The sequence below is a fragment of the Streptomyces sp. NPDC015171 genome, from assembly GCF_043079545.1.
GTDB lineage: Bacteria > Actinomycetota > Actinomycetes > Streptomycetales > Streptomycetaceae > Streptomyces.
In genome coordinates, this window is the sequence record NZ_JBIBUO010000021.1 from 25,097 (window position 1) to 37,575 (window position 12,479).

Below are 12,479 nucleotides of genomic sequence, written 5' to 3' on the forward strand. Positions count from 1 at the left end.
CCTGTGTTTCCGGGGTCGTTCAGGGGCGGGCGGGCCAGTTGCGGAGCAGCGAGTCCAGGGCGTCCAGGATCCGCGTCCACGACTCCTGCGAGTCGGGCGCGCTGTGGCTGAAGCCGCCGGCCGTCTCCAGGCTGACGTAACCGTGGAAGACGCTGCCGAGGAGGCGGACCGCATGGGTCTGGTCGGGCTCGGTGAGGTCGTAGCCGCGCAGGATCGCCCGGGTGAGCTGGGAGATGCGGACGCCCGCGCTGCCGGCCGCCGTCTCGGTGTCCAGCGGGTGGCGGGCCGCCGTGTAGCGGCCGGGGTGGGCGCGGGCGTAGTCGCGGTAGACGTTCGCGAAGGCGCCGAGGGCGTCCTTCCCGGACCGCCCTGCCAGCGCCTCGGCGGCACGGTCGGCCAGCTCCTCCAGGGCGAGCAGCGCGATCCGTGTCTTCAGGTCCTGGGAGTTCTTCAGATGCGAGTACAGGCTCGCGACCTTGACGTCGAACCGCCGGGCCACGGCGGACGCCGTCACCTGCTCGAAGCCGACCTCGTCGGCCAGCTCCGCACCGGCCTGGACCAGGCGTTCGGTGGTCAGACCCGCACGCGTCATCGATCTCTCCCCTCTGCCGTAACCGATTATGAAGCTTCCTAATAGCTTTAGGCAAACAGGAAGGGTCATTCGGGTCGGCTCGGTCGCCGCCGGCGCGCGGATCACCAGGGAGCCCCGGAGCCGGGCCGCACACCCACCTTTTTGTGCGTACTTGGCAGCGCCCGGTCGGCGAGAGAGGCTGTTCTCCGAGGTCAGGGGCTGTCGGAGACAGGAGGGGAGGTGACAGCGACCGTGCGGCGGGACACCGTGGCGCGAGCCGTCCGGCGCTCGCGGAGACGCTCCAGACGGCGATGGCCCCAGTCGGTCAACGGGCCCAGCGCCCCGGCCAGATCGCGGCCGAAGGCGGTGAGCGAGTACTCCGTCTTCAGCGGCAGCACATCGTGCACCTCGCGGTGGACCAGACCGTCCTCCTCCATCTCGCGCAGCGCCTGAGTCAGCACCTTCTCGCTCAGCCCCGGCAGCCGGCGGCGCAGTTCGGCGGGCCGGTGCGTGCCCGACTCCAGCAGCCACAGCAGCGACGTCTTCCACTTGCCGTCGATCACGGCGATCGCGGCGGTCACTCCGCAGACGTCCGGGTCCTGGGCGCGGCTGCGCGTCATCGGCGGCCTCTCCGTTCTCACACCGGCCCTAGCGGCCGTTCTTCCTTCACCTGTACAGGAGTTCAAACATGTCCATGTCCGTGAATCTTCCTGCCGTCACCGTGCTCGGTCTCGGTCCGATGGGCCGCTCCCTCGCGGGCGCCTTCCTCCGGGCGGGCCTGCGGACCACGGTCTGGAACCGCACGCCCGGCAAGGACGGTGAGCTGACCGAGCGGGGGGCGGCCGGCGCCGAATCGGCCGAGGAAGCCGTCGCCGCCGGCGAGGTGGTCGTCGTCTGCGTGGTGAACTACGACGCCTGTGACGCGGTCCTGCGCCGCGACGAGGTCGCCCGCGCGCTGAAGGGCCGTACCGTCGTGAACCTGACCGCCGACACCCCGTCCCGCGCCCGGGACACCGCGCGGTGGGCGGCGGCCCACGGCATCGGGTACCTGGACGGCGCGATCATGACACCAGCCCCCAGTATCGGCACCCCGGAGGCGGTCTTCCTGCACAGCGGACCGCGTGACCTCTACGAGACGTACCGGCCCGTGCTGGACGTGCTCGGCGGCACGCACACCCACCTGAGCGAGGAGATCGGGCGCGCGGCCGCCTACGACATCGCCCTGCTCGACATCTTCTGGACCGCGATGGCGGGTTACGCGCACGCGGTGGCGATCGCCCGGGCGGAGGGTGTCACCGCGCGGGAACTGGCTCCCTTCGCCCAGGGCATCGGCGCGATTCTGCCGCCGCTGTTCGAGGAGTTCGCGCGGGACGCCGACAGCGGCACCTACTCCGGCGGGATCAACCCCGTCTCCTCGGCCGTCTCCACGATGGCCCACGTGGTCGAGGTCTCCGAGTCGCACGGCATCGACGCCGGCGTGATGCGCGCGGTGGAGGGCATGGCCCGCCGGGTCATCGGCCTCGGCCACGGCACGGACGGGATCATCCGGGTGGCGGAGATGCTGGGCCGCCACTGAACCCGATCCGGGCGGCTCGGCGACCGCTGCTCCAGGTGCGGGAGCCGCCCAGCTCGTCCGCACCGGCGCTGCGCCCGGCCTCTCCGTGCGGCGGAGTCAGCCGGAGCCGCGGTCAGCGGCCTGCGCGGCGGCCGAGGTGGCCGGCGTGACGCCGGCGCGTGGCGGCGTCGTGGTGAGGAGAGCGGTGAGGCGCTGCACGGCCACGGGTCTCCCCTCAGGTGTTCGGGTCGAGGACGGCGGCGGCCTGGGTGAGGGCGTGCGCGCGCAGCCGCTGCCAGTCGGTGATCTCGGCGCGGTGCCGGGCGCGCACCTGGGCCAGGCTGCGGTGGGCGTGGTCGGCCTCGGGCCGGAGGTTGTCGACGATCACGGACACCTGGAACCAGCGGCGCTGATCGCCGTAGAGCCGCTGCTGTGCCGCCGCAAGACACCCGTCGGTATGGGCCCGCACCACATATCCGGTCGGCAGGGCAAGGCTCAGCTCCGCCGGTCCCGTGCCGAAGAGCGCGGCGGAGACACGCTGTTGCTCGGCGTCGGAGGTCCGTTGCCCCGGGCGGGGCGGGGTGAGGCCCTGGCGGGTCAGGCAGGAGTCGGTCAGCCGCTGGGTGGCGGCCTTGATGACCTCGTCCGGGGCCAGGCGGTGCGGGGCGGTCCGGGCGCCGCACCCCGACACGGCGAGGGCCAGGAACAGGCCGCTGACGAGGAGCCGGGAAACGGGCGGGCTGGTGACGCGTGGGGGAGGCGGCATCGGCGGATCAGGCGTGCTCTCGGTCATAGGGGCAGCGCATACGGGTGGCTGAGCAACCCGTACGGACCAACCTCACCACCTGGCACCTGCCCGCTGTATCCGCCATCGGAGTGATGAGCGGGGGCGAGGGGCGGGCCTGCTCCCGGTACGGGCGCGCGTGCCGCTGTCCGTACGGGCCGGCGGACGGAGCGGCGGGTCCCGGCGGACCCGTCGGCCCCGTCGGCCCCGGCGGACCTGGCGGACCTGCGCCTTGTGCCCCGGAGGGCACAATGGAACGCTGCGGTCGGCCGGTCGTGGCCAGGACGGGCGCGGTGAGCGGACGGTGCGCGGGACAGGGCGCGACCTGCCGGGACGGAACGGGGAGTGGACGGATGGAGCTGGAGCTGCGGCATCTGCGGGTGCTGTGCGCGATCGCCGACGCGGGCAGCGTCGGCCGCGCCGCCACGCAGCTGGGCTACTCGCAGCCCGCCGTCAGCACCCAGCTCCGGCGCATCGAACGCCATCTGGGCGAGCCGCTCTTCGAGCGCGGCCCGAGCGGCGTCCGGCCGACCCGCTACGGCGCCGAGGTGGTCGAGCAGGCCCGGGACGTCCTCGCGCGGGCCGCGGCGATCGGTCACCGCCCGGCCGCGGCCCGCCCCGGCCGGACCCTGCGCGTGGCCGCGACCAACTCGCCCATGCTGTCCGGCACGGTGTCCCGCATCCGCGCCCGGCTGCCGGAGCTGACCCTCGCCGTCACCAGCGTCTACGCGTCCTCCCGGATCGTGGAGCTGCTGGAGGAGGGCGCGGTGGACGCCGCCATCGCCGCCGACTACCCGGGCATGGAACTGCGGCACTCGGCGGCCGTACGCCACCGCGGCATCGTCACCGAGCCCACCTTCGTCGCCCTGCCGTCCCGGCACCGGCTGCGCCGCAGCGCCCAGGTGCAGCTCGCCGACCTCGCCGAGGACGCCTGGTTCGTCACCCCGGACGACGGCGCCGGCTGGCCGGGGGTGTTCTACGACGCCTGCGCGGCGGCCGGGTTCACGCCGGTGACCGTGCACGAGTGGCTCGGCGACCAGACCCAGCTGCAGAGCATGATCGCCGACGGGGTCGGGGTGTCCCTCGTGCAGCCGACGCTGCGGCCGATCCCGCACGTGCTGGTCAAGCCGCTCGTCGGCACTCCGCTGTGGTGCCGCTATGTGCTGGCCTGGCGGCCGGACCGCGTCACCGACGACGTCGTCGAGACGCTGGCCCAGTCCGCCATGGCCGCGTACCGCGATCTCGTCGCCCAGGCCCCGCATCTGCGTACGTGGGCCTCGCGCACCTGGAGCGTCGCCGGAGCCTAGGAGTCCGTCGCGAAGCCCGTAACGGGCTGCCCGCGATGTTATGAGCGGCCAGTGCCATGTGCTATGTCACACGCCATTGTTGGGCGGGTGGCGCGCTGAGACAGTGCCTCACACGCCTCAACACCCCACAGAGGCGCACCCCTTCGTGGAGGAATCCCGATGCGCTATCGCTTCGCGCTGCCCGGACGCGCGCCGAGAGGCACGCTCGGCCGCATCGCCGGTGCAGCCGCCGTCTGCGTCACCCTCACCGGCCTGCTGTCCACCCCGGCCCTGGCGGCACCCCCGTCGCACCCCGGCACGGCCACCGCACCCCGAGCACACCTCCCCGTGCCCTCGCCCGAGGCCGCGCGGCCGGCCGTCACCGAGCACCCCGCGATCCGGCCCCAGCGGCTCGCCGCGGTCCAACTGCCCCCGCAGCAGCCGGCGTTCACCCGTCCGGCCGCCCGCCCGGCGCGAGCGGCCTCCTGCACCCCGGCCGACTTCGGCAGCCGTACCGGATCCACCCTCGTCTCCTACCTCAAGGCGGCGACCCCGGACTGCGTCAACACCCTCTTCTCGGTCACCGGCACGGACGCCCGCGCCATCTTCCGCGAGGCCCAGATGCTGACCGTCGCCAACGCCTACACCCGCGCCGCCGGGCAGTACCAGGGCGACAACCGCGGCAGCCAGCTCCAGCTGGTCCTCTTCCTGCGCGCCGGCTACTACGTGCAGTTCAACCACCCCGGGGACACGGGCGCGTACACCACCCGCCTCGCCACGGCGGTCACGAGCGGCCTGGACGCCTTCTTCGCCCGCTCCCACTCCCGGGACGTCACGGCGGCCAACGGCGACATCCTCGGCGAGACCGTGATCCTCACCGACAGCGCCGACCAGCAGGGCCGCTACCTCTACGTCTACCGCCGGCTGCTCAACGCCTACGACAGCTCCTACGACGCGGTGGACAGCATGATCAGGGCCGTCAACGACGTCTACACGCCGCTGTGGCGCGGCAACTGGAACCCGCGGTACGTGCAGGCGGTGGCCGCCGACCCGCGCGTCATCGACACCCTCTACGACTTCGCGCTGGCCAACACCGACCAGCTCGGCACCGACCTGGCCTTCCTGGACTCCAACGCCGGCATGAACGTCGCCCGTTACGTCGAGCACCCCGAACTGCGCGACACAGCCAAGCCGTTGGCGAAGGACCTGCTGGACCGGACCGCGATGACCGGCCCCACGGCCGGACTGTGGGTGGCCGTGGCCACACAGGCCGGCTACTACGACAGCGCCGGCTGCGCCTACTACGACGTCTGCGACCTGCCGGCCAAGCTCGACAGGGCCGTCCTGCCCGTCACCCACCCCTGCGACGCCGCCGTCACGATCCGCGCCCAGGCACTGACCGCCGCCGACCTCGACGCCGCCTGCGCCAGTGTGCTCCGCCAGGACGCCTACTTCCGCTCCGTCGTACGGGCCGGCGGCCCGATACCCGGGCAGTACGCCTCCACGCTCCGGCTCGTCGTCTTCGCCAGCCGCGCCGACTACCAGACGTACGCGGGGGCGATGTACGGGATCAGCACCGACAACGGCGGGATGACGCTGGGCGGCGATCCGTCGGACCCCACCAACCAGCCGATGTCGGTCATGTACCAGCGGGACGACGACAACGGCTTCCCGGCCCGCATCTGGAACCTCAACCACGAGTACACGCACTTCCTGGACGCCCGTGACGACATGAAGGGCGACTTCGGCCGGCAGATATCCGTGCCGGACGTGTGGTGGATCGAGGGCCTCGCCGAGTACGTCTCCTACAGCTACCGCGGCCTCGCCGACGAGCAGGCCGTCCAGGAGGCCGGCAGGCACACGTACCGGCTCAGCACCCTGTTCGAGAGCACCTACGACAACAGCGACGTGACCCGCACCTACCCGTGGGGCTACCTCGCCGTGCGCTACATGATCGAGCGGCACCCCGACGACGTCCAGCGCATGCTCGACCGCTTCCGCGTCGGTGACTACACCGGCGGATACGCCGTCTACCACGACGGCATCGGCACCCGCTACGACGCGGACTTCGACCAGTGGCTCACGGCGTGCGCCGCCGGCGCCTGCGCCCGGCCCGCCGCGGCCTGACCACGCGCGCAGCGGCAGAACGGCCGCCGACCGGAACACCGGTCGGCGGCCGTACGCGTACGCGGAGCCGCGGGGATCAGACCGCCGTCGCCGGGTACGTCGGGTACTCCACGCCCGACACGTGCTGGACGACCCGGACGACCTGGCAGGAGTAGCCGAACTCGTTGTCGTACCAGAGGTAGAGGATCGCGTTGTCGCCGTCGACCTTCAGGGCGCCGGCGTCCACGATCGAGGCGTGGCGCGAGCCGATGAAGTCGCTGGAGACCGCGTCGGGCGCCATGGTGAAGTCGATCTGGCGCTTGAGCGGCGAGGTCAGCGAGACCTCGCGCAGGTAGTCGTGGACCTCCTCGCGGGTGGCCTCGCGGGCCAGCTGGAGGTTGAGGATCGCGATCGACACGTCCGGCACCGGGACCCGGATCGAGCTGCCGCTGATCTTCGCCTTGAGCTCGGGCAGCGCCTTGGCGACGGCGGAGGCGGCGCCGGTCTCGGTGATGACCATGTTGAGCGGCGCGGAGCGGCCGCGGCGCTCGGACTTGTGGTAATTGTCCAGCAGGTTCTGGTCGTTGGTGAACGAGTGGACGGTCTCCACATGGCCGCGCAGCACACCGTACTCGTCGTCCATCGCCTTCAGCGGCGGGACGATCGCGTTGGTGGTGCAGGAGGCGCAGGACAGGATCTGCTCGTCCGGCTTGATGGTGTCGTGGTTGACGCCGTGCACGATGTTCGGGACGTCGCCCTTGCCCGGAGCGGTCAGCACGACCTTCTCGATACCGGGGCGCAGGTGCTTGGACAGGCCCTCGCGGTCGCGCCACTTGCCGGTGTTGTCGATCAGGATGGCGTCCCGGATGCCGTACTCCGTGTAGTCAAGGGACGTCGGGTCGTCGGCGTAGATCACCTTGATCGCGTTGCCGTTGGCGACGATCGTGCTGCTGTCCTCGTCCACGGTGATCGTGCCCTGGAACTGCCCGTGGATGGAGTCGCGGCGCAGCAGCGAGGCGCGCTTGACGATGTCCTGGGCGCCGCCGCCGCGCACGACGATGGCGCGCAGCCGCAGGCCGTTGCCGGAGCCGGCCTTCTCGATGAGCAGCCGGGCGACGAGGCGGCCGATGCGGCCGAAGCCGTAGAGGACGACGTCGCGGGGCTCGCGGCGCTCGATCTTGCCGGCGCCCGTGGCACCGGCGACCGCCTCGGCGGTGAACTCCGCCACGCTCAGCCCGCGCTCGTCGGCCTTGTACATCGTGGCCAGCATGCCGAGGTCGATCTGGGACGGACCGAGGTCGAGCGCGGTCAGGGCCTCCAGGAACGGCATGGTCTCGGTGACCGACAGCTCGGCACCGGCGATCTGCCGGGCGAAGCGGTGCGTCTTCAGGAGGCTGACCACCGACTTGTTCACCAGGGAGCGGCTGTGCAGCAGGACGGTCACGTCCCGCTCGCGGTGCAGCTTCCCGATGAGCGGGATCATCGACTCCGCGATCTCCTCGCGGATCTTCCAGTTGGTGAACGAGTCGTCGTTGACAGTCACAGATCCATCTTTCGAGCTAGGCAGCGCTCATATGATAACCACACGTCGGGAAGGCGCTCGGAGGGGGTGCCCCCGGCTCGTGCGGGCCGCTCCCGGTGCCGCGCCCCGCAGCGGTCGAGCGGACCCGAAAGGGCCATGAGCAGGGCACTGAGCGCGGGAGGGCGGACGTTTCCGCGGGAGGGCGGACGTCCGCCGTCCCGAGGGAGTGGTACCGGCACCGGCCGCGATGACATGATCGGACCGATTCTGACGGGGGGAGGAGCCGCCGATGAGGCTGCACACGCACGAGTGGGGGACCGGCGACCGGATCGCCGTCCTCGTGCACGGGATCATGTCCGACCACCGCACCTGGCGCCGGGTCGCACCCGTGCTCGCGGACAAGGGATACCGGGTCATCGGTGTCGACCTGCGCGGACACGGCGCGAGCGGCCGGGGCGAGTACAGCCCCGAGAGCTGGGCGGCCGACCTCGTCGAAACCCTCCCGGAGCGGCCGGAGTTGGCGATCGGGCACTCGCTCGGAGCGCTGGCGCTGGCCCGCGCCGTCGAACGGCTGGCGCCCGCCCGCGCCGTCTACTGCGATCCGGCCTGGGACATGCGGGAGAAGCTGGTCCAGGCGTCCGCGTACTTCGCCGCCTTCAAGACCGCGAACCGCGTGATGATCAGCAGCCTCAATCCCCGCTGGGACGAGGCCGACGTGGACATCGAGCTGGCCACGCTCGCGGCCTGGGACCCCGCGTCGGCCGCCGTCCTCCCGGGCATCTACGCGGTCAGCCAGACTCCGGCCCGCCCGCTGGTGCCGTCGCTGGTGGTGCTGGCCGGCACCGGCGAGCTGATGCGCCCCGGTCTCGGCGAGATGCTGGTCCGGCGGGGCTTCGAGGTCCGTACGGTCGACGGCGCGGGGCACAGCCTCTACCGGGACGACTTCGACGGCTTCATGGGCGCACTGGACGGCTGGATCTGAGGGATCCGAGAGACCGAGGGATCCGAGAGACCGCGAGGTCCGAGGGGCATGGCGGGCCTGGGGGAGGGGGGCTCACGCCCCCCTGGGAAGGACCGTGCCCGTCCCGTCAGCGCGGGTTGAAGATCACGCTGGCGAAGCGGGCGTCCGCGGGCGCCGACTTGCCGGGAGCGAGGCGCCGCTGCGACCCCTTGCACTTCTTCTGGCTGTAGACGACGAGCGTCTTCTTCGTCGCGTTGCGGGCACCGCGGGCCTCCTGGGCCATGTCGAGGCACCTGTTGTCCGGCGGGCTGTCGATGGCGTACGCCTTGCCCTTGGGGCCGACCCAGAGGAACGAGCCGTCGACGGCCAGCGCGGAGCCCGCGACGGTCAGGGTGAGGGCGAGACCGCCGAGCACGGCGGCGAGCGGACGACACAGGCGCATAGGGGTGTCCTTAGTGAGCACAGACGGGGGAGACGCGGAACGGGGCCGCACCCGTAATCTCCCACCCTGCGCCCGCCAGGCCCCGGCGCCGACACGGGCAGGTCAACCGTCCGGGTGACGGCGGCGCGGGGGAAGGAGCCCGTCCCCGGGCCCGGCCACCGGCCCGCTGGGCGCGGCCCGTGACGGCCCGCTCGGACCGGGCCGTCCCCGGTCACCCCTGGGGCGTAATACTCCTATATAGGTAAAATCTAGGCGTTTGCCAAAGATTCAGGCGATCGGGCCGCCGCGCGCCACCACCCCGCCGGAAGTGATCGATGCCCCGCAAGCGCCCCCCGGACGAAGGCGACGAGCTGCTGGTCAGACTCGGTTCGCTCACCGCCCAGGCGCGTCAGCGCGCGGAGGCGCAGCGCACCCAGGTCGAACTGGCCATCGCCCTGCAGCGCGGCATGCTCCCCCGGGACCTGCCCGCCGCTCCCGGCCTGCACCTGGCCGTGCGGTACGCGCCCGCCAACCTCGGTCTCAACGTCGGCGGCGACTGGTACGACGCCTTCGTCATGCCGGACGGCCGGATCGGACTGTCCATCGGGGATGTGCAGGGCCACAACATCGAGGCCACGGCCTTCATGGGCCAGGTCAGGGCCGGGCTGCGGGCGCTCGCCTCGGTCACCGGCGAACCCGGCGAACTCCTGGCCCGCACCAACGACCTGCTGATCTCCCTGGGCAGCGATCTCTTCGCCACCTGCACCTTCATGCGGCTCGACACGGCCACCGGGGTGCTGGAGAGCGCCCGGGCCGGCCACATCCCCTCCATCTGGGCCACCGCGGACGGCAAATCCGGCATCGTCGACGACGAAGGAGGCCCGCCGCTCGGCATCGAGAAAGGCATCGAGTACGAGGTGACCCGGCACCGGCTCACCACCGGCGGAGTGTTCGTCCTGCTCACCGACGGTGTCGTGGAGGGGCCCTCGCTGTACGTCGAGGACGGCCTCGACCAGGTGGCGCGGCTCGCCGGCATCGCCGCCGTCGCCGGCCTGGAGGCCCACGCGCTCGCCTCGGCCGTGATCAAGGGGGCGGAGAGCGTGGGACACGAGGACGACGCCGCCGTCCTGGTCGTGGGTGTCGACGGGCCGTGCGCCGCGACCTGAGCCGCCCGCCCCGCCCCCGGCTCCGGGCCGACCCGTGTCCGGCCCCGCCCGGCCCGCGCGGAAGGCCGCCGGAGCGCTCCGGCATTCAGCCATAGGGCCGGACCGGAGGCCGCCTCGCCTCGCCGACCCGCGGCCATCGGTGTGAGATGGCTGCTGTGGTGGGTATCGAGCAGCTGCGCCGGCCGGGCGGCCTCATCGTCCAGGTGCTGCTCGTCACGGCCTGCTACTACGGGGCGGCCCGGCTCGGCCTGCTGCGCCGGCTGACCGTCGAGGGCGCCGTGGTCACCCCCATCTGGCCGGCGAGCGGTGTCGCCCTCGCCGCGCTGCTGGTCTTCGGCCTGCGGTGCTGGCCCGGCATCTCGCTCGGCGCCTTCTGCGCCGTCCTGTACCTCACCAGTCCCGACATCTGGGTGCTCGGCATCCTCTTCGGCAACACCGCCGCGCCCGTGTGCGCCGCGCTCCTGCTGCGCCGGGCCGGATTCCGTACCGACCTCGCCCGGCTGCGCGACGGCCTCGCCCTGGTGTTCCTGGCCGCGCTGACCGCCACCCTGATCAGCGCCACCGTAGGCGTCGGCATGCTCGTCGTCACGGACAACCTGGCCGGGCACAGCCTCTGGCCCGTCTGGCTCGCCTGGTGGGTGGGCGACGCGATGGGCGTCCTGATCGTCACGCCGCTGCTGCTCATGCTGGCCGGGGCCCGCCGGCCGCTGCCCCTCGGCCGCTGGAAGGAGGCCACCGCGCTCGCCGTCATCGCCTGCGCTCTCGTACCGCTGGCCATCCTCAGCTCGATCAGCCTGCTCTTCCTGGTCTACCCGCTCATCATCTGGGCCGCCCTGCGGTTCCAGCTGCTCGGGAGTGTGCTGTGCGCGCTGTTCACCTCCGTGGTGGCCACCGTCGCCGCCACGGAGGGCATCGGCGCGTTCGCGGAGCTGGGCCGGATCGCGGTGATGCTGAAGCTCCAGGCGTTCAACGGCACGATGGCGCTGACCGCGCTGCTGCTGTCCGCCGTGATCACCGAGCAGCGCAACACCCGGCGCTCGGTGGAGAAGGCATGCCAGGAGCTGGTCGAGGTGCTGGAACACCTCACGGCGGGCGAGGCACCGCCCCGCCCGCAGGCCGCCCGCGACCAGCCCGGCCCGGTCGACGACCGGTCCCGGCCGACCGGGGCCCCGTGAGCGGGCCGCGGCGTGCGGGCGCCGCGGGTCCGGTGCCGCGCGGCGGTGTCAGTGCTCCCGCCTGTCCTCCGGTCCCTCGTCCGCACCGGTGCCCTCCGGGCCCGGCGGGGTGCCGCGGCCACCGTCGGCGGTGCGGTAGACCCCGAGGAGCCCCGGCGGCATGTCCGCGACGGCCGCCGCCTCGTTGAGCCGGCGTCGGTGTGCGGCCCGCCCCGTCGCCGTCGTGTCCTTGTGCTGTCGGTCGTGGTCGTGATCGCTCATGCGGCGCCGGGTACCCGGGCGGGGGCCGCCCCCCACCTCCGCCCGGCGGATCGGCGGCGGCGACCACGCCCGAGCAGGGCCGTCATGGCCGTCTGATCGTCGTGGGCGCTGCCGGACCGCCGCCGGCTCGTGGGCGCTGCCGGACCGCTGCCCGGCCGCACCGCTCCCGCCGGCGGCGCCGGTCCGCGTGACCGTACGCCCCGGCCCGGCCGTCACGTCCCGCCGGCCGCCGCGGCGAGGGGCACGGTCGCGCTGACCCGCTTGCCGTGGGCCAGCGGGGTCACCTCGGGGCCGTGGGCGAGCATCGCCACCAGTTGCAGGCCGTGCCCGCCGATCCGCCGGGGATCGGGCCGGCGGCGGCGCGGGGGTGTCCGGGAGGTGTCCGTGACGGTGATGCGCAGCGCGGTGGCGCCGGGCAGCAGCTCCAGGAGCAGTGCGCACGGGCCGGGCGCGTGCTTCGCCGCGTTGGTGACGAGCTCGCTGACGACGAGCTGGGCGTCCTGCACCGGGACCCGCCCGGGCGCGGGTCGCACGCGGGCGAGCAGGGCGGTGACCGCGTCTCTCGCCTCGGCGATGCTCGTCACACCGGTCTCCCAGGTGCGGCTGTAGCGCAGCGGCGCCGGGTGGTCGGGCGTTTTCGCGCGTGTCCTCAGCGGGGTTTCCATACCTCG

The 12,479-nt window shown here is 72.8% G+C and carries 13 protein-coding genes; 6 read left to right on the plus strand and 7 right to left on the minus strand.

Annotated elements, in window-relative coordinates:
• Positions 1–19 precede the first annotated feature (19 nt).
• Positions 20–592 carry a TetR/AcrR family transcriptional regulator gene (locus ACF073_RS35990; protein WP_392075693.1) on the minus strand — a complete coding sequence of 191 codons (573 nt, stop codon included), beginning with the start codon at positions 590–592 and terminating at the stop codon, positions 20–22.
• 191 nt (positions 593–783) lie between these two features.
• A complete protein-coding gene (locus tag ACF073_RS35995; RefSeq protein ID WP_392075694.1) occupies positions 784–1,191 on the minus strand; it encodes a winged helix-turn-helix transcriptional regulator in 408 nt (135 codons plus the stop codon).
• Between the two features lie 68 nt (positions 1,192–1,259).
• Here ACF073_RS35995 and ACF073_RS36000 point away from each other — a divergent pair, with 68 nt between their 5' ends.
• On the plus strand, positions 1,260–2,147 hold the full coding sequence (locus ACF073_RS36000) for an NAD(P)-dependent oxidoreductase (RefSeq protein ID WP_392075695.1): 888 nt from the start codon (positions 1,260–1,262) through the stop codon (positions 2,145–2,147).
• A 214-nt stretch (positions 2,148–2,361) separates the two neighbouring features.
• Here ACF073_RS36000 and ACF073_RS36005 read toward each other — a convergent pair whose 3' ends face one another.
• Positions 2,362–2,919, minus strand: coding sequence for a hypothetical protein (locus ACF073_RS36005; RefSeq protein ID WP_392075696.1), 558 nt, complete (start codon positions 2,917–2,919; stop codon positions 2,362–2,364).
• Between the two features lie 344 nt (positions 2,920–3,263).
• Between ACF073_RS36005 and ACF073_RS36010 the strand changes: the two genes are divergently transcribed.
• Both ACF073_RS36010 and ACF073_RS36015 read left to right on the plus strand, forming a co-directional pair.
• Positions 3,264–4,217, plus strand: a complete 954-nt coding sequence (locus ACF073_RS36010) for a LysR family transcriptional regulator (protein WP_392075697.1) — start codon at positions 3,264–3,266, stop codon at positions 4,215–4,217.
• A 159-nt stretch (positions 4,218–4,376) separates the two neighbouring features.
• On the plus strand, positions 4,377–6,323 hold the full coding sequence (locus ACF073_RS36015; protein ID WP_392075698.1) for a collagenase: 1,947 nt from the start codon (positions 4,377–4,379) through the stop codon (positions 6,321–6,323).
• 76 nt (positions 6,324–6,399) lie between these two features.
• Here the strand turns inward: ACF073_RS36015 and ACF073_RS36020 are convergent, their stop codons facing one another.
• The gene (locus ACF073_RS36020; RefSeq protein WP_392075699.1) at positions 6,400–7,845 is read right to left on the minus strand and encodes a glyceraldehyde-3-phosphate dehydrogenase; all 1,446 of its coding nucleotides are present in this window, start codon (positions 7,843–7,845) and stop codon (positions 6,400–6,402) included.
• A 268-nt stretch (positions 7,846–8,113) separates the two neighbouring features.
• On the opposite strand from ACF073_RS36020, the gene ACF073_RS36025 reads away from it, so the two are divergent.
• A complete protein-coding gene (locus tag ACF073_RS36025; protein ID WP_392075700.1) occupies positions 8,114–8,806 on the plus strand; it encodes an alpha/beta fold hydrolase in 693 nt (230 codons plus the stop codon).
• 106 nt (positions 8,807–8,912) lie between these two features.
• Here the strand turns inward: ACF073_RS36025 and ACF073_RS36030 are convergent, their stop codons facing one another.
• Positions 8,913–9,227, minus strand: coding sequence for a hypothetical protein (locus ACF073_RS36030; protein ID WP_392075701.1), 315 nt, complete (start codon positions 9,225–9,227; stop codon positions 8,913–8,915).
• 314 nt (positions 9,228–9,541) lie between these two features.
• On the opposite strand from ACF073_RS36030, the gene ACF073_RS36035 reads away from it, so the two are divergent.
• Together ACF073_RS36035 and ACF073_RS36040 are read left to right on the plus strand one after the other, a co-directional pair.
• A complete protein-coding gene (locus tag ACF073_RS36035; protein WP_392075702.1) occupies positions 9,542–10,372 on the plus strand; it encodes a PP2C family protein-serine/threonine phosphatase in 831 nt (276 codons plus the stop codon).
• Between the two features lie 146 nt (positions 10,373–10,518).
• Entirely contained in the window at positions 10,519–11,547 is a 1,029-nt protein-coding gene (locus tag ACF073_RS36040) for an MASE1 domain-containing protein (protein WP_392075703.1), read from the plus strand.
• 48 nt (positions 11,548–11,595) lie between these two features.
• Here the strand turns inward: ACF073_RS36040 and ACF073_RS36045 are convergent, their stop codons facing one another.
• Together ACF073_RS36045 and ACF073_RS36050 are read right to left on the minus strand one after the other, a co-directional pair.
• Positions 11,596–11,808, minus strand: coding sequence for a hypothetical protein (locus ACF073_RS36045; protein WP_392075704.1), 213 nt, complete (start codon positions 11,806–11,808; stop codon positions 11,596–11,598).
• 212 nt (positions 11,809–12,020) lie between these two features.
• Positions 12,021–12,473, minus strand: coding sequence for an ATP-binding protein (locus ACF073_RS36050; protein ID WP_392075705.1), 453 nt, complete (start codon positions 12,471–12,473; stop codon positions 12,021–12,023).
• Positions 12,474–12,479: the final 6 nt, after the last annotated feature.